The organism is Haladaptatus sp. SPP-AMP-3, from assembly GCF_049568665.1.
Lineage (GTDB): Archaea > Halobacteriota > Halobacteria > Halobacteriales > Haladaptataceae > Haladaptatus > Haladaptatus paucihalophilus.
On sequence record NZ_CP145897.1, the window covers coordinates 2,325,443 to 2,341,227 of the forward strand.

Consider the following 15,785-nt stretch of genomic DNA (forward strand, 5'->3'; position numbering starts at 1 on the left):
TCGACGACCACTTCTCTCGGCGATCATCGTCACCCATCGACTTTCACGACCGCCACGTCCCGATTTCGGAAGACGACCCTCGTCCCGTTCGACGTTCCGAGGCGTTCCAACATCTCCGTCCACTGTGCCCGATTCAGCGTCTCGCGGGCGGTCCAACTCCGGGACCCTTCGCGGGTGAGATAGACGTACTCGGGCGATACGTCGTCCCTGTCGAGAATTTGCCGGATGCAGGTCGCCGACGCGCAGGCCGACGCGTTCCGGTACAGCGAGATTTGCCGTTCGCGCTCCTCGGGCGGCAGCCACTCGGCTCCCCACGGAGAGGCGGCGACCGTTCGATGGGCGAACACCGGGAACCACTCCGCGGCGTCACCGGCGACGAGGACCGTCGCGTCCCTCGGCGTCCGCTCTCGAATCCACCGCATCGCCGTCATATCGTCGCCGTCGATGTACGAGGGGAGCGGTTCCTTTTGAAGTCGGTGGAGCGGCCGCTCCGGGACCGGCCCGTAGTTCGCGGCGTAGAGGCCGCCGGTCGCCACGCCGTAGGTCGAAAGCAACAGGAGCAAAACGAGCGAAACGCGCGGCAATCGTCCGCCGTCGGTCGAGATGCCGTCCCGCTTCGACGCCGCCTCCGCGATGGTCGGCAACCAGTCGAACACGACGGCGGCGACGACGAACGCGCCGACGAGCATGAGGAATCGCGGCTTTGGGAACATCACGACCGTCGCGGCGAACCAGAGCGGCAGGAAGTAGCGCTTCCGCACCGCAAGCGCGACCACGCCGACGAGCGTGAGGACGTGCCAGACGGGGAGGAACCGCGTGCGGCGGGCATAGAGGAACTTCGAGGGGAACCAGAAGATTCCCCGACCGATTCCGAGGCGCGACCCGGCGGTCCGGGTGAGGAGGCCGATGCCGTGGACGGACGCGATGTGGCCCCACCACGGAACCGCGAGGAGCAGGCCACCCGCGGCGACGAACGCGCCGCGCTTCAGTCCGGCGACAGAGCGGTCGAAGACGACGAAGAAGACCAGATAGCTCGTCCCGAAAAAGACGGGGTACGACGGATGGGTGAGTATCGACAGGCCGAACAGGACCGCCCCCGCCACCGCCCAGCGAACGGGGTTCTCCGGGGTCCGAAACAGCCGGATGCCGACGTACAACCCCGTCACGGTGAACAGGAAGGCCGGAGCGCGGACGATGCCGCCCGCCGAGAGGTGCCACTTGAACACGGCGGGGCTGACCGCGACGACGAGTGCCGCGAGCCCCGCTCGTCGGTTTCGGTCGGGAGCGTCGGCGAACACCTCGCGTCCGAGGAGATAGGCCGGAACCACGGTCAGAACGGTGACGATTCCGGGTAGGAAGCGTGTCAGGGTCAGCGGGCCGACGCCGAGAAAATCGCGCAGAAACGCGGCGACGTAGAACGCGAGCGGCGGATAGCCGAACGGAATCCCGTTCGACGTGTACCGCGGAACCCGCGCCGGAAGGCGGTAGCCGTTGTCGCGTATCGCGTCGGCCATCGCCAGATACAGGCCGCCGCCGGTCGCGGGATACGGATGCGTGAGCAGGTAGGCCGCGAACACGACGAGACCGGCGAGGAGGGCGGGAACCATCCACGCGAGCGTCGCGGAGGAGGGACGGTTTTGGGGCACGTTCCGAGAACTTGACGCACAGCGTAATTATTCTATGGCCCAATATCGATGCATGGAACGTTCGGTCCGTCCAGTTGCTCGGTGCCAGTCGTTTTTAGACAAGCACGGAAGAACCCGCAGGCGCGGGGGTCCCCCGACCTGCCAAGCGGTTTCGATTCGTTCGGAGCGGCGGCGCGAACGTTCGAGGGTTTCGAGAGCAACTCAGAATAGTTACTCACTAACGGTATTTTGTATGCGAATATCGAAACTCCAAGCGTGGGTCTCACATCTATCATCTCTAGAAAGAACGTCACTGAACGAATACTTTCCCGGTGACAAGCAACTATCCGATCTATGGTCGCCCCAAACTTCTACTCGGCAGGATAGTATCTCTCCTTCGTCTACTTCTATTCGCTGAAGCCCAAGTGCATGTCCAAAGTCGTCATCCGGAGCCAGATTTACCCGCCAACACTCCGGTTCATCACCTTTTCTCTCAAAGCCGTGATTGTCTGGAAGTAAAACTACCCCGTCATCCGGTTCGGAGCACCTTTTTGGTAGTTCTATCGGACTCGTTTGTCCAAAGTAGAGAGCCGTAGGCTCACCGAGCCATTTCACGCCGATTTCCAGCTTTGCAGTAGACTCCACTGTGATTTCACTAGATACGAGCTCAACAAAAACGTCCGCTTCTAACTGCCCCGGTTGTTCGATATTCCCCACTTCAACCGTTCTCAGAATCCCCATACTATGGTGTTCGTATAAATCGCAAAAAGATTTCCCTTCGTTGACCATTGGTGGCCAGCTATGTTCATTTACTATACGGTAAGAAGCAGTACCGCGAACCTTCGATTCGCGGCAGTTACTCGCGCTTCAACGTAATCGCCGCACCCTGACCGAAGCCGACACAGAGGGTTGCGAGGCCCTTCTTCGCGTCGCGCTTTTGCATCTCGTGGGTGAGCGTCACGGGCAGGCGTGCGCCGGAGGCACCCAGCGGGTGACCGATGGCGATGGCACCGCCGTTGACGTTGAACTTCTCGTCCGGGACGCCGAGTTGGCGCTGGCTGTAGAGCGTCTGGCTGGCGAAGGCCTCGTTCAGTTCCACGAGGTCGAACTCGTCGATGCTCTCGCCCGTGCGCTCCAGCAGGCCCTTCGTGGCCGGAACCGGTCCGATTCCCATCACGGTCGGGTCCACGCCAGCGACGTTGTTGTCGCCGACGGTCGCCAGCACGTCGAGGCCGTGGTCCTCCGCGAACGCCTTGCTGGTGACGAGGAGCGCCGCCGCGCCGTCGGAAATCTGAGAGGCGTTGCCCGGCGTCACGGTGCCCTCGGCTTTGAACACGCTCGGGAGGCCCTGCAGGGCTTCCATGCTCGTGTCGGGGCGGATGCCCTCGTCTTCCTCGACCAGTCCGTCCTCGGTTTCGACGGGGACGATTTCGTCGTCGAAGCGCCCGGTTTCGGTCGCCTCGGCGGCGCGCTGTTGACTCCGGAGCGCGTACTCGTCTTGCTCTTCGCGGGAGACGTCGTACTTCTCGGCGACCTTTTCGGCGGTCATCCCCATCTGGAGTTCCGGGACGTTGTACTGTTCCGCCAGCCCCGGATGGACGGATTCGTAGCCGCCGGACATCGGCACGCGCGACATGTTCTCGACGCCGCCCGCGATGATGGCCGTGCGCTGGCCCGCCCGAATCGCGTCGCTCGCGCTGATGAGCGCCTGCATCGAGGAGGCACACCAGCGGTTGATGCTCGTCGCGGGGACCCCCTCGCCGAGGTCCGAGAGGAGCGCGATGACGCGCGCGACGTTGTTGTCCTGCTCGCCGCGCTGTTGGGCGACCCCCCACATGAGGTCGTCCACGTGGTCGCTCGTCAGTCCCGTCTCGTCGAGGATGGTGTCCACGAGCGGAATCGAGAGGTCCTCGCTCCGTACGTCGGCGTACACGCCGCCTTCTTTCCCCTGCGGGGTCCGAACCGCCTTTGCGATGACTGGTGTGGTATCGCTGTCCATGGTTCCCGATTCTCGCTCATGACCCTTAAGTGACCGTAGAACTCGAAGTAAATGAGAAACAGTTTGTAAGTTTATTGACTTTCCGTGCGGGTTCAGAAACTATTTGGTCGGACCCGAACCATATCGTCGGTAACTCCCGACGATGCAAGGTTCCGACACCGCCCAGAAGCGTGCTCGCCCGCTCACATCGAGCGACGAATCAAGCCTCCTCCAGCGACTCACCGAACCGGTCCCCCTCGTCGTCCTCATCACCGCGTTCGGACTCGCCTTCCGCCTCGTAAATCTCGGCGCGCGCGTCGCCCATCAGGACGAGGCCCGCGTCGCCTACTGGGCGTCCAGGTTCGCCAAGAACGGCGTCTGGTACTATCGGCGCATCATCCACGGCCCGTTTTTGTTGCAGATGGATTCCGTCGTGTTCGCGCTGTTCGGCGCGAACGACTTCACCATGCGCCTCATCGTCGCCCTCATCGGCGGCCTCCTCCCACTCGCGGCGCTCCTGTTCAGGAAGCGCCTCAGAGCGTCCGAGACGGTCGCTCTGGCCTTCTTCTTCGCCATGAATCCCGTTCTCCTCTACTACTCGCGATTCATGCGCAACGACGTGATGCTCGCGGCCGTAATGGTGTTCGCACTCGGGTTCGTCGTCCGCTACTTCGACACCCGTCGCCTCCGGTACGTCTTCGCGACCGTCGCGTGTTTCACGCTGGGATTCACGATGAAGGAAAATGCCCTCCTGTATGCGGCGTGCTGGGCGGGCGGGGCCGTACTGCTCTACGACCACCGTCTCTTTCTTCGACGCGTCGGCAACGAGGGAATCGGCGCGGCGATTCCGCCGCGAATCAGGAACGGTGCGCTCCGACTGTACGAGCGGGACAGGTCGGTCGTCAACTCGCTTCTCAAAGGGGTCGGTATCGCACTCGTCGCCGCGCTGGAAGCCCTCGCCATCATCGTGTTCTTCTACGCGCCGCGCTCCCAGGACCAACCCGGTCCGGGGCTCTGGAAATCCTTCTCGCATCCGTCGATGATTCCGAAGGTGTTCACCGCCGCGACGACGGACGTGGCGAACGAGTTCATCGGATGGCAGGGACACACGGACCACGCCTACCTTCCCTACCTCGACCACTTCCTCACGTCGCTGAAAGTCGGCGCGCTCGCGCTCTGCATCCTCGCCGTCGTGGGCTTCATCGTCGACCGCTACTCCGGCGACCGCCCGCGCGATCTCGTTTCGCTCGGCTTCTACTGGGGCGTCGTCAGCATCCTCGGGTATCCGCTCGTGATGGACATCAAGGCGGGCTGGGCGACCGTCCACGCCATCGTCCCGCTTGCGTTCCCCGCGGCGGTGGGCCTCGCGCTGATATTCCGCTGGGGATGGGAAGCGTACGAGGACCACGACGACGTGAGCCTCGCCGCCGCCGCGGTTCTCCTCCTGCTCGTCGTCGGGTCCGTCGGGACGACCGCCTACAGCACGTCCTATCAGCATCCGCAGGACCCGGACAACCAGTTCGTCCAGTACGCCCAATCGTCCTCGACCGATGCGAAACCGCTCATCCGCGACCTCCAGCGCATCTCACGCGAGAACGAGGGAACCGACGTGCTGTTCTACGGGAGCAAGTTCTACTCGTCGAACGAGGCCGCCGACGACGTGTATCCGGTAGAAGCGGGTGAAGGCGGCGGTGGATGGTTCGCCCGCCTCCCGCTCGCGTGGTACTTCGACACCGCCGACGCGAAGATTGCGAGCACGACGAACGCCACCGACCTCGGCGGCGACAAACCGCCGATAGTCATCGCCCCCGCCGACGTCTCCACCTGCACCAGCCAAGACAGCACCGCACAGGACATCGAGGGCTACATGTCCGGCTACACGCGCTACGAGTTCCAGCGCTTCGGCTTCAACAGCGGGTGTCACATCAGCACGACCGTCATCTACGTCCAGAACAGCTCTCTGCCGTCGAATACCACCCCGACAGCGTAGGTCGGCCCTTCCTTTCGGCTCTCGAAACGCGTAGCGAGCGGAACGTCTCCGACGGCCTTAAGATTCTCCCGTGATTACCCACGGGAGAATGAACAGCGGGGCGCTGGACGTAATCGAGTTCTTGCTCACTGCACGGGTCTACAGTGAGAACCGAAATCTGGACGAAAACGACCTGCCGCCGAAGATTCGGCAGGTGTTCTGGCACGACGGAACGATAGAGCGACCGCTTCGGACGACCGTCGAGACGGCGCGCGAGGCGACCGGCCTCGACCAACCGTGGGAAGCGATCTCCGAACTGATGTTCACCGACCGGGATACGTTCTCGGGGAGCATCGAACTCACCCAACAGGAGATGGCGGAAGAGTGGTTCGTGGACCGCGACGAGGAGCGAATCGCCGCGAACCCGACGCTCGCGTACGCGCTCTCCGGCCGCGACGGCGTGGACGCGTCCTACGAGGCGGTGCGAGAAGCAAACCGGCCGGTCCAGTCCGACCGGGCGTGGATAGACAGCCTGCTCGAAGAGCACTTCGACGAGGACGAAGACGAGGACGGGGAGAGCATGCTCGACCTCGTGGACATCCACGCGCCCGAGGAGGTCGAACTGACGCTGGACGACCTCGTGCTCACGGAGGACCAAGAGGCCGAAATCCACAAAATCGTCAAGGCCATCGAGCACCGCGAGTATCTGGCCGAAATCGGGCTGCGCGAAATCGGGAAACTCCTCTTCGTCGGCCCGCCGGGAACCGCCAAAACCTCGACGGCGCGGGCGCTGGGATACGACTTGGACCTCCCGTTCGTCGAAGTCAAACTGTCGATGATAACCAGCCAGTACCTCGGCGAGACGGCGAAGAACGTCGAGAAGGTGTTCGAGGTGGCGAAGCGACTCTCGCCGTGTATCCTCTTCATGGACGAGTTCGACTTCGTGGCGAAAACCCGCCGAAGCGACGAACACGCGGCCATCAAACGCGCCGTCAACACGCTCCTCAAGAGCATCGACAACATCTCGCTCATCGAGGACGACGTGTTGCTCATCGGCGCGACCAACCACCCCGACCAACTCGACGCGGCGGCGTGGCGGCGCTTCGACGACATCCTGAACTTCCCGAAACCGGACGAGCAGATGCGTTCGGACATCCTTCGGGTCATCACCCGGCGGATGCGCATCGCCGACTTCGACCCCGACGAAATCGCGGAGATGACCGAGGGACTCACCGGGAGCGACCTTCGACTGGTCCTCCGCGAGGCCGTGCTCGAAGCGCTCACCGAGGAACGGACGGAACTCACGCAGGAGGACCTCCACTACGCGATTCAGGACTTCGAGGAGCGCGACCACCTGAAGGACATGGACATGATAGACGGCGATCACGACGCGCTGGTCGCGGGCGGGGATATCAGCGGTCACTCCCACGACCACTGACGGCGCGACGATTTTTCCTGCACCACCATCGCGGACCGCGACCTTTAGCATCCGTCGCCGTTCATCTTGTACCGATGGAAGTCACCCTCCTCGGAACCGGCGACACAACGGGCACCCCGACGGTCGGATGCGACTGTGACACCTGCCGCGAGGCTCGGGACCGCGGGGTCGAACGCTCGCGGTTCTCGGTTCACGTCCGCAACGAGGAGACGGACGAATCGCTCCTCATCGACGCCAGCCCGGATTTTCGCTCCCAGTTTCTCGACAACGACGTTTCGCTCCCCGACGAAATTCTCATCACGCACATCCACTTCGACCACCTCGACGGGTTGGGGAACGCCTATCGACTGTTCGATTCGTTGCCCGTCCACGCGACGGGCGAAACCGACCCGAAGACGGGCGAGAGCGTCTCCGACGCGATTCGAGACAAGTTCGACTACCTCGACCAAATCACGGTCCACGACCGAGAACCGCTCTCGTCGTTTTCGGCGTGCGGGTTCGACGTGACGTTCGTTCCGGTCGAACACCCCCCGCTCGTCTGTTACGGCGTCGTCGTGGAGGACGACGGTTCGAAACTCGCTCTGACGGGCGACACGGGCTATTCGATTCCGGACGCGTCTCGGGAGGCCCTGTCGGACGCCGACCTCTTTCTGGCCGACGCCATCGTCCCCGCGTCGCTCTGTGAGTACCACCCGGCGGGCGGCCGCCACCACACCGACGACGGCGTTCCGCGCACCTTCGGGCACAAGCACATGACGCGCGAGGGTGCGCTCTCGCTGGCCGACGAACTGGATGCGGCGGAGACGCGACTGGTGCACGTGTCGCACTTTTATCCCGAAGAAGAGGCGTTCGAGGAGCCGTTGGCGGTTGACGGCGAGCGGTATCTGATTTAGTCTCGATTCTCTCGGACCAGCAGCGCGGCCGCGGCGAGCAGGCTGGCGAGCGCGACGACGACGTTGAAGCCGGGGAGTGACGTGGCGGAGTTGCCGGAGTCGTCGTCCTGCACGCCCGTTTCGTCCGAGGTGGTCGTGTTCGCCGGTTTCTGCCCGTCGGCCCAGCCGTCGATGGAGTTGAGGTAGGCGTTACACTGCTTCATCGACTCCGCGTCGTACTTCTGGGTGGCCCCCTTGAACGCGTAGCTTCCAGTGGCGTTCTGGTCGGCGATGGTCGGGCTTTCGGCCCGCTCGTCGGGGAGGCGCGCCACGTCGTAGACCAACCACGGCGTGTAGAACTCCCAGACGACCTTCCCCTTCGGGGTGACCTCCATCACGCGTTCGTGTTTCGAGTCGCCGACGAGGGTGTTGCCGTTCGACAGGCGGTCCGCGTCGCGCGGCCACGAGAGGTCGTCGCCCTTCCCGAGCGACCACGTTCGGTTCCACCCGTCGCCCTCCTTTTCGTACTCGACGATGCGGTTGTTCTCGGAGTCGGCGACGAGGAGCGTCGGGGTGCCGTCCTCGCTCTCCAAGTAGTCCGGGTTGTGTTGTTTGTCGAGGATGTCCTTCTCCCCGTAGGAACCGAGTTGCATGTCGATGTTCCCCGTCGAGCGGTTGATGACGATAGCTTGGTCCAGATTGCGCGGCGAGGCGAGATACTCGCCGGGACCGATTTTGTCCACGTCGTTGACGTGCGTCCAGTCTTTGGTGTAGTTTCCTCCCACGTCCGAGTCGTAGTGGTTCCGGAAGTACCACCGCCAGACCACCTCGTCCTTCTGGAGGTCGTAGACGAAGATGCTGTCGTCGTTCCTGTTCTCTTCCTCGTTGTAGTTGCGCAGGTTGGCGACGAGGAGTTGCGTCCCGTTGTTGATGAGGTCCACGTCGTGGGTGTCCTCGATGGGGAGCGTCTCCTTCCAGACGTGTTCCTGCGTTCGAGGGTTGAACTCGTAGACGACGGTTTCCCCATTCGCCGTTCCCGTGACGAACAGGTTGCCGTTCGACATCGGGTCCACGTCGTAGCCCCAGACCATGCCGTGCTCGCCGGTGTGATGGACCCACTTTACGTTTCCATTCGGGCCGATGGCGACGAGTTTCGCTTCTCGCTTCTGTCCGCCGTCTACCCACGAGTAGCCCTGTACGGCGACGACGGTCGTTCCGTTCGCAGGGCTGGTGATGGTTCCAACACACGGGTTATCGGCGACGCTTCCGTTACCGGCAGCGCTTCCCTGTCCGTTCGACTGCGCGGCGAGCGTCGGTGCGAACAAGGAGAGGCAACACAGGAGTATCGCGCCGACGGCCAACGACTGCCGTCGGGAGGGCGTTTGCATATAACCCCCTTCTTGACCGCGGTTCTTGTATGTTTACACTTCAACCCTCGACCAAAACGGGTTGTATTTTATACGTCTCGCCCGAACTTGTCGAGTCCCGCCTGCCGACGTTGCCGCCCTGTCGGGTCCGCGACCCACGGCGTCCGAACGTCTCGCTCGGCATCGGTATCGACCGCTGGCGGGTCGGCGGGGTCGTGGCCCGGACAGTCCGCCCCGCAGCGCGCGGGGTCGACGACGCGGCCCTTCCAGCGACAGTACGGCACCGCGCCGCCCCGCGATTCGATTTCGCCGCAGGCCGGAAAGTCGTACGTCCGCCAGCCCTTTCCGTAGGCGCGCTCGGCCATTCGCCGTCGTCGTTTCGCTTTCCCCTCCGCGCTCGCCACGCGAACGTCCGTTCGCCCGACGCGCTCCTCGATGAGTTCCGTCCCCGCTCCGTCCGTGTCGAGTGACGTCGGCTCTCGAATCACTTCGATTTTCCCGCCTTCCTCTTCTCCATCTCTCCCTTCATCCCCTCTTTCTCCCACTTCATCTCCATTTCCACTTCCCTCCTCTCCGCCGTGGAACCGCCAGACGCCGACCTCCTCGGGGATGCGGTTCAGGTGCGCGCCGGTGACGTAGCTCTCGGTCGCCAGAATCACCTCGTCCACGAGACCGAGGCTCACGTCCTTGCGGAGTTGCGTTTCGAGGTCGCCGGGGTCCGAGAGATCGGGTTTGTTTTCGATTCCCACCAGTCGCCCGAACCAGTCGGGATAGCGGGCGACCTGTCGGACGTACTCTCTGCCGCCCCGCCGCTCGCGCTCGAAGAAGCCCACTTCGACCGCCCGTTCGACTACCCCTCGGGCGTACTCGGGCGACGTGTCGAAGGCGTCGCGCCAGTAGCGCGCTTCCCCGACGCCCACGTCGCTCTCGATTGCCGCGTCGGGAATCCGTTCCGCCGAGATATCCGTCCGGGAGCCGAAGTCCGGGCCGGGTTCGACGCACAGCACGTCGATGATGCGGTTCGAGGGCGCGTGGACGCCAGCGCCGACCTGCCGGGCGATAACGTCGTCAGTCGTCGCTTCCAGATGGGCGCACAACGCCAACTCGAACGGGAACTCTCGCACGACTCCTCAGAGGGATTCGGTCGGCAAAAAAGCCGCGGGAACAGGGATGTCGAGACGTATTCTCCTTCGTTCGACTTCTCGACCGCCGAACCTACCTCCGTGGCGGAGCGGTCAGAATATCCCACACAGCAACCGCGAGCGTGGGGGGCTTTCGAGGTCTGCTTCCGGGCCGTTACGATTCGGTCGCTCTCGACCACACCATGTCGTAGCGCGGGTGTTCGAAAACCGCCTTCATCAAAACGAACGGGAAAGAGGGACGTCAGCGGGAAGATGGCCGCGAGATGTCTCAGAGTCGAAACGCGGTGAGGGCCGCGGTGACGAGGCGGACGACGAGGAACGGAAGCGCGAACGCAACGCCGATGCTGGCCGCCCAGCCGAGAAGCAGTACCGGGACGCCCGCTCCGGCCAACTCCGCGCCGTAGACGAACGCGGTGCCGACCGCGAGGGCGCTTGCGACGCCGAGCGCGGAGACGAACAGGGTGGCGAGTGCTCGGCGAACGATGCCGTGGCCGGGAGTCGGTTCGGCGAGTCCGGTGGTGGTCTCGTACTTCATGGGTGCTCTCCTCGTTTGAACGGAGGGGAGCTACCGACAAAACTGTTAGCTGAAAAACACTTCTGTAGGATACGCTACTGAAGTCCGTTCCTGTAAATGAAATGTCATACTGCGCCTTTCGCGTCGGTTGCGGACGAGCGGGTGCGCTCGATTTCGACGACGGCCATGTCGCCGTCGAGGGTCACGTCGAGCGTTTCGTCGTCAAGCGGAATCGTGACGTGGACTCGCCACGGGTCCTCCGAGCGAATCGTGGTGTTCTCGTCCTCCACGCACCACGGGAGCGCCCAAAACGGCTTCGTGCAGAGGTCGATGCCGTGGTCGCTGTAGAACGTGACGACCCGCGATTGGTCGAGGAGCGACAGTCCGGCCGTCGAGTGGAGTTGGTGGTGACACTGCGCACATTCGTGGTCCACCCGGACCTTCGTGCCGAGGAGGTCCTCGGTGTCGCGGGTCACCGTCGTTTCCATCCGTCCGTTGCACTCCGGGCAGACGCCGTCGGCGGCGAGGCAGTGGAGGTGGCGCACGCGCTGGTTGAACGCGTCCATTATCTCGTCGTCCGTTCGGTCGTTCAGGCCGCCGGGCGGGAACGGGTAGTTGCCGTGGGCTTTGCCGCAGTCGGGGCAGGCGACGGTCAGGGTCTCCTCCTCGTAGGCCGCCCGGAGATGGGCGTCGCAGTCCACGCACGTCTCGTCGAGTTCGATGGGGTCGAGGTGCGGGTGTTCGTTGAACGACCCGGCCAGCACCGCGCTCACGACCTTCTTCCCGGCCTGTCGGAAGTCGTAGCCCGCGTCGGTTCGAACGACGAAGTGGTCGGTCAACTGCTTCAGGTGGTAGTTGAACTGGGCGCTGTCGCGCATCCCGACCTCCTTGCGGAGTTCCGAGAAGCCGACCGGCCGCTCCGGGGCCTGCCAGAGCGCCTCCAGAATCGAGAGGCGCGTCTCGTTGGCGATGACCGAGAACGCCTCCGCCGGTGCGAGACAGTCCTCACACTGCTGTAATCCGGTATCGCTGCCGGTATCGCTGCCGGTATCGCTGCTCATGCTTGTACTATCGTCGGGAAGCGAATAAAACGTTACCTGAATTACAGTTTTGTAACGTCCTTGTCAAGAATGCGGCCCATACGAGAACAGTAGGTTTATCAGTCGTTCGGGCCGAATCTACGACAAATTACTTCAGGAGGTCAACGTTGACAGGAACACACAACCAACCGGAGGTGAATATCGGACTCGTCGGCCACGTAGACCACGGAAAGACGACGCTCGTGCAGGCTCTTTCCGGAGAATGGACCGACCAGCACTCCGAGGAGATGAAGCGGGGGATTTCCATTCGACTCGGATATGCGGACGCGACGTTCCGGCAGTGCCCGGACGTCGATGCGCCGGAGTGCTACACGGTAGACGAGACGTGCGCCGACGGTTCGGAAAGCGAACCGATTCGAACAGTATCGTTCGTGGACGCGCCCGGCCACGAAACGCTCATGGCGACAATGCTCTCGGGAGCGTCGCTGATGGACGGCGCGGTGCTCGTCGTCTCGGCCACGGAGAACGTCCCGCAGGCCCAGACGGAAGAACACCTGATGGCGCTCGACATCATCGGCATCGAGAACATCGTCATCGCACAGAACAAGATCGACCTGGTTAGTCCCGACCGAGCGCGGCGCAACTACGAACAGATTCAGGAGTTCGTGGAGGGAACGGTCGCCGAAGACGCGCCGGTCGTCCCGATCAGCGCCCAACAGGAGGTCAACATCGACCTGCTGATTCAGGCCGTCGAGGAGGAGATTCCGACGCCGGAACGCGACCCGAACGACGAACCACAGATGTACGTCGCCCGCAGTTTCGACATCAACCGTCCCGGAACGACGTGGGACGACCTCACCGGCGGCGTTCTCGGCGGCAGTCTCGTCCAGGGGAAACTCACCGAGGGCGACGAACTCGAACTTCGACCCGGCCGCGAAATCGACGAGGGCGGACAGACGCAGTGGGAACCCATCCAGACCGACGTCCGGTCCCTCCAAGCGGGCGGCGAGATGGTAGACGAGGTGACGCCCGGCGGACTCCTCGGCGTCGGAACCGGCTTGGACCCGAGCCTCACCAAGGGCGACGCGCTCGCCGGACAGGTCGCGGGGACGCCCGGTAGCCTCCCGCCGACGTGGGAGCAATTCACGATGAAAATCGACCTGCTCGACCGTCTCGTCGGCATGGACGAGCAGAACGTGGACGAAATCAGCACGGGCGAACCGCTCATGCTGACGGTCGGGACGGCGACGACGGTCGGTGCCGTCACCAGCGCGCGCGACGACGAGTGTGAAGTCTCGCTCAAGCGTCCCGTTTGCGCACCCGAAGGTGCCAAAATCGCCATCAACCGCCGTATCGGCGCTCGCTGGCGGCTCATCGGCATCGGGACGCTCACGACCGAGAACTGATGGTTCCCACCGTCGTCATGGATACCAGTGCCCTCATGATGCCCGTCGAATCCGGCGTCAGGGTGTTCGACGAACTCGACCGGCTATTGGGTCGATTCGAGTGCGTCGCGCCCCGCGCCGTTCTCGACGAACTCGACGGCCTATCACGGGGCAACGGAAAGGAGGCAACCGCGGCGAGTGTGGGTGCCGACTTGGCGACGCGCTGTCGAACCATCGACCACGAGGAATCGTACGCGGACGACGCGTTGGTCGAACTCGGTCCCGAGTTCGACTTCGTTGTCACGAACGACGCACCCCTTCGGACGCGCCTGCTCGACGCTGGCGTACCGGTAATTCATATAAGGGGGAAGAACAAACTCGCAATCACTCAACCATAGCATGTACAAACGGGCCAGATTGAAGGACACGGTCGAAGTACCTCCCCAGTTCCTCGCGGACGTTACGCCGGAACTGGTGAAGCGGCTACTACAGGACAAACTCGAAGGACGGATGGACGAGGACGTTGGCAGCGTCGTCAGCGTCACCGAAGTCCACGACATCGGCGAGGGCGCAGTGTTGCCCAACCGCCCCGGCGTCTACTACGAAGCGGAGTTCGACGCGTTGACGTTCGACCCGCAGATGCAGGAAGTCGTCGACGGCGAAGTCGTCGAAGTCGTCAACTTCGGGGCGTTCGTCGGTATCGGACCGGTGGACGGCCTGCTCCACGTCTCACAGATTTCGGACGAATACCTCGCGTTCGACGAGGAGGGCCAAGCGCTCGCCTCCCGCGAGTCCAACCGCGCCCTCGGCGTCGGCGACTCGGTTCGAACGCGTATCGTCACGAAGAGCATCGACGAGCGCAACCCGCGCGAGAGCAAAATCGGTCTCACGGCAAAGCAGGTCGGCCTCGGAAAGCACGGCTGGCTGAAAGAAGACCGACAGAAACGTCACGCGACGACAGAGAGTGAATAACCATGGCAAGCAACCGACTCGCCTGCCGCGATTGTCACGCCGTCGTCGAAGCGGACGAGGAGATCTGTCCGATCTGCAACTCCACCAGCCTCACCGAGGACTGGAGCGGCTACGTCTCCATCGCCCACCCCGAAGAGAGCGAAATCGGGCAGGAGATGGAAGTCACGAAGCCGGGTAGCTACGCGCTGAAAGTCAGATAGACTCGTGACCGAAACCGTCGTTTCGCTCCCGCGCGCGTTGCGCGGCGAGTTAAAGGAGCCACTCGGACCGATTTTCACCGACGCGGAGCGACTGCTCGAAGCAGCGGAGGCACCCATCGTCGCGGTCGGCGATGTCGTCACCTACCACCTCGAATCGGCGGGCGTCACGCCGGACGTCGCGCTCGTCGATGGCATCACGAAACGCGAGCGCGTTACCCCCGAAGTGCGCGAGGCGGTCAGCGACGACGCCCGACGTGTGACGGTCGAGAACCCGGCGGGCGTCCTCACGGACGACCTCCTCACGGCCCTTGTTGCGGCCATCGAGGTGGCCGACCCGACGGTCCTCGTCGTCGAGGGCGAGGAGGACCTCGCGGCGCTTCCCGCTGTTCTCGCGGTCCCGACGGGTGCGAGCGTCGTCTACGGACAACCCGATGAAGGAATGGTGCTGGCGCGGGTTTCACCCGAGTTACAGGCCGAAGTCGCCGACTTGTTGGCGCGAATGGACGGCGAGACGGAGCGGCTGTTTTCGCTCGTCGGCTACGCTGACCGTCGATAGCTAGCAGGCCAAACGGTTTATACGATGACTCTCACAATTGTATCACGATGGATGGGCGTGAAACTGACGAGGTGGTTGCGACCGAGTTCGCTCGGACGCTCCAGCAGTTAAAGCAGCAGGGGTGTAACCTCCTCCTCGTCGGTTCCGTCCCGGACGACGTGCTGTCGGCGGCGAGTCGGAAACTGTTCGGCGACCCGGACGAGCGGCGGTTCCGGGTCGCGGTCCTGTCCGGGACGCCCAGAACGACGGTGTACGAACGGCTCCCGAAGGCGACGCTCGACGAAACTGCGACCGTTATTGCACACGACACGGACGCGATGCCGCCGCACGTTCGATCCCCGGTCGTTCGCGTCGATTCTGGTATCCGCGAGCTCACCTGTTCTATCTCGGAGGCGATAACGTCGTTCGACGTTCCGGGCGGTTTTCGACCGGGGGAACTTCGTTTCGGTCTCGACTCGCTGGCGTCGATGTTGACGCGCTACGACCCGACGCTCGTTCGGCAGTTCCTCGGTATCGTCGGCGGGCAAGTCCGCGGCGCGAACGGGATGGGACACTACGTCCTTCCGCGGCCGTACGACCACGAGCTCGTGGGTACCCTCGCGCCGCTGTTCGACGGAATCGTCGAGTACCGGGTCGATGCGGGGCGAGAAGAGCGGTGGCACTTCCCCGACCGGGACCTTCGCTCGCCGTGGCTTCCGCTGTGATTCCATCGGTGGAATCGCCCACT

Annotated in this window: 16 protein-coding genes; 9 read left to right on the top strand and 7 right to left on the bottom strand. The window is 63.5% G+C overall.

Annotation, left to right across the window (positions count from 1 at the left end):
* Positions 1-29: 29 nt before the first annotated feature.
* The 3 genes from V5735_RS12850 to V5735_RS12860 form a co-directional block, all read right to left on the bottom strand.
* Positions 30-1,646 carry an ArnT family glycosyltransferase gene (locus V5735_RS12850; RefSeq protein WP_423743884.1) on the bottom strand — a complete coding sequence of 539 codons (1,617 nt, stop codon included), beginning with the start codon at positions 1,644-1,646 and terminating at the stop codon, positions 30-32.
* A gap of 210 nt (positions 1,647-1,856) precedes the next feature.
* Entirely contained in the window at positions 1,857-2,366 is a 510-nt protein-coding gene (locus tag V5735_RS12855; RefSeq protein ID WP_423743885.1) for a hypothetical protein, read from the bottom strand.
* Positions 2,367-2,481: 115 nt separating this feature from the next.
* The gene (locus V5735_RS12860) at positions 2,482-3,624 is read right to left on the bottom strand and encodes a thiolase family protein (protein ID WP_423743886.1); all 1,143 of its coding nucleotides are present in this window, start codon (positions 3,622-3,624) and stop codon (positions 2,482-2,484) included.
* 142 nt (positions 3,625-3,766) lie between these two features.
* On the opposite strand from V5735_RS12860, the gene V5735_RS12865 reads away from it, so the two are divergent.
* The 3 genes from V5735_RS12865 (at position 3,767) to V5735_RS12875 (ending at position 7,903) form a co-directional block, all read left to right on the top strand.
* The gene (locus tag V5735_RS12865) at positions 3,767-5,593 is read left to right on the top strand and encodes a flippase activity-associated protein Agl23 (protein ID WP_423743887.1); all 1,827 of its coding nucleotides are present in this window, start codon (positions 3,767-3,769) and stop codon (positions 5,591-5,593) included.
* An 88-nt stretch (positions 5,594-5,681) separates the two neighbouring features.
* Positions 5,682-7,010 carry an ATP-binding protein gene (locus tag V5735_RS12870; RefSeq protein WP_423743888.1) on the top strand — a complete coding sequence of 443 codons (1,329 nt, stop codon included), beginning with the start codon at positions 5,682-5,684 and terminating at the stop codon, positions 7,008-7,010.
* Positions 7,011-7,084: 74 nt separating this feature from the next.
* Entirely contained in the window at positions 7,085-7,903 is an 819-nt protein-coding gene (locus tag V5735_RS12875) for an MBL fold metallo-hydrolase (protein ID WP_423743889.1), read from the top strand.
* Here V5735_RS12875 and V5735_RS12880 read toward each other — a convergent pair.
* The 4 genes from V5735_RS12880 to V5735_RS12895 form a co-directional block, all read right to left on the bottom strand.
* Positions 7,900-9,270 carry a PGF-CTERM sorting domain-containing protein gene (locus tag V5735_RS12880; protein ID WP_423743890.1) on the bottom strand — a complete coding sequence of 457 codons (1,371 nt, stop codon included), beginning with the start codon at positions 9,268-9,270 and terminating at the stop codon, positions 7,900-7,902. The two genes, V5735_RS12875 and V5735_RS12880, sit on opposite strands and share 4 nt — an antisense overlap.
* Before the next feature lie 68 nt (positions 9,271-9,338).
* Positions 9,339-10,373, bottom strand: a complete 1,035-nt coding sequence (locus V5735_RS12885; protein WP_423743891.1) for a DUF5787 family protein — start codon at positions 10,371-10,373, stop codon at positions 9,339-9,341.
* Between the two features lie 286 nt (positions 10,374-10,659).
* The gene (locus V5735_RS12890) at positions 10,660-10,926 is read right to left on the bottom strand and encodes a hypothetical protein (RefSeq protein WP_423743892.1); all 267 of its coding nucleotides are present in this window, start codon (positions 10,924-10,926) and stop codon (positions 10,660-10,662) included.
* Between the two features lie 104 nt (positions 10,927-11,030).
* Positions 11,031-11,966, bottom strand: a complete 936-nt coding sequence (locus V5735_RS12895) for a winged helix-turn-helix domain-containing protein (RefSeq protein WP_423743893.1) — start codon at positions 11,964-11,966, stop codon at positions 11,031-11,033.
* 146 nt (positions 11,967-12,112) lie between these two features.
* Between V5735_RS12895 and V5735_RS12900 the strand changes: the two genes are divergently transcribed.
* The 6 genes from V5735_RS12900 to V5735_RS12925 are packed head-to-tail and all read left to right on the top strand — an operon-like array spanning position 12,113 to position 15,762.
* Positions 12,113-13,351 (top strand): translation initiation factor IF-2 subunit gamma, encoded by a 1,239-nt coding sequence (locus tag V5735_RS12900; protein WP_423743894.1) that lies wholly within the window; start codon positions 12,113-12,115, stop codon positions 13,349-13,351.
* Positions 13,352-13,368: 17 nt separating this feature from the next.
* Positions 13,369-13,728, top strand: a complete 360-nt coding sequence (locus V5735_RS12905; protein ID WP_423746028.1) for a PIN domain-containing protein — start codon at positions 13,369-13,371, stop codon at positions 13,726-13,728.
* Between the two features lies 1 nt (position 13,729).
* On the top strand, positions 13,730-14,302 hold the full coding sequence (locus V5735_RS12910) for a DNA-directed RNA polymerase (protein ID WP_007976630.1): 573 nt from the start codon (positions 13,730-13,732) through the stop codon (positions 14,300-14,302).
* Positions 14,303-14,304: 2 nt separating this feature from the next.
* Positions 14,305-14,502, top strand: a complete 198-nt coding sequence (gene spt4, locus V5735_RS12915; protein WP_423743895.1) for a transcription elongation factor subunit Spt4 — start codon at positions 14,305-14,307, stop codon at positions 14,500-14,502.
* 4 nt (positions 14,503-14,506) lie between these two features.
* Positions 14,507-15,058 carry a GTP-dependent dephospho-CoA kinase family protein gene (locus tag V5735_RS12920; protein ID WP_423743896.1) on the top strand — a complete coding sequence of 184 codons (552 nt, stop codon included), beginning with the start codon at positions 14,507-14,509 and terminating at the stop codon, positions 15,056-15,058.
* A gap of 47 nt (positions 15,059-15,105) precedes the next feature.
* A complete protein-coding gene (locus V5735_RS12925) occupies positions 15,106-15,762 on the top strand; it encodes a DUF7504 family protein (protein WP_423743897.1) in 657 nt (218 codons plus the stop codon).
* The last annotated feature ends 23 nt before the right edge of the window (positions 15,763-15,785 follow it).

Excerpts from the sequence above, each read along its gene's own strand:
- V5735_RS12880 (WP_423743890.1), bottom strand. The coding sequence starts at position 9,270 with ATGCAAACGCCCTCCCGACGGCAGTCGTTGGCCGTCGGCGCGATACTC.
- V5735_RS12855 (WP_423743885.1), bottom strand. The coding sequence starts at position 2,366 with ATGGGGATTCTGAGAACGGTTGAAGTGGGGAATATCGAACAACCGGGG.
- V5735_RS12870 (WP_423743888.1), top strand. The coding sequence starts at position 5,682 with ATGAACAGCGGGGCGCTGGACGTAATCGAGTTCTTGCTCACTGCACGG.
- V5735_RS12910 (WP_007976630.1), top strand. The coding sequence starts at position 13,730 with ATGTACAAACGGGCCAGATTGAAGGACACGGTCGAAGTACCTCCCCAG.
- V5735_RS12865 (WP_423743887.1), top strand. The coding sequence starts at position 3,767 with ATGCAAGGTTCCGACACCGCCCAGAAGCGTGCTCGCCCGCTCACATCG.
- V5735_RS12905 (WP_423746028.1), top strand. The coding sequence starts at position 13,369 with ATGGATACCAGTGCCCTCATGATGCCCGTCGAATCCGGCGTCAGGGTG.
- V5735_RS12875 (WP_423743889.1), top strand. The coding sequence starts at position 7,085 with ATGGAAGTCACCCTCCTCGGAACCGGCGACACAACGGGCACCCCGACG.
- V5735_RS12860 (WP_423743886.1), bottom strand. The coding sequence starts at position 3,624 with ATGGACAGCGATACCACACCAGTCATCGCAAAGGCGGTTCGGACCCCG.
- V5735_RS12925 (WP_423743897.1), top strand. The coding sequence starts at position 15,106 with ATGGATGGGCGTGAAACTGACGAGGTGGTTGCGACCGAGTTCGCTCGG.
- spt4 (WP_423743895.1), top strand. The coding sequence starts at position 14,305 with ATGGCAAGCAACCGACTCGCCTGCCGCGATTGTCACGCCGTCGTCGAA.
- V5735_RS12895 (WP_423743893.1), bottom strand. The coding sequence starts at position 11,966 with ATGAGCAGCGATACCGGCAGCGATACCGGCAGCGATACCGGATTACAG.
- V5735_RS12890 (WP_423743892.1), bottom strand. The coding sequence starts at position 10,926 with ATGAAGTACGAGACCACCACCGGACTCGCCGAACCGACTCCCGGCCAC.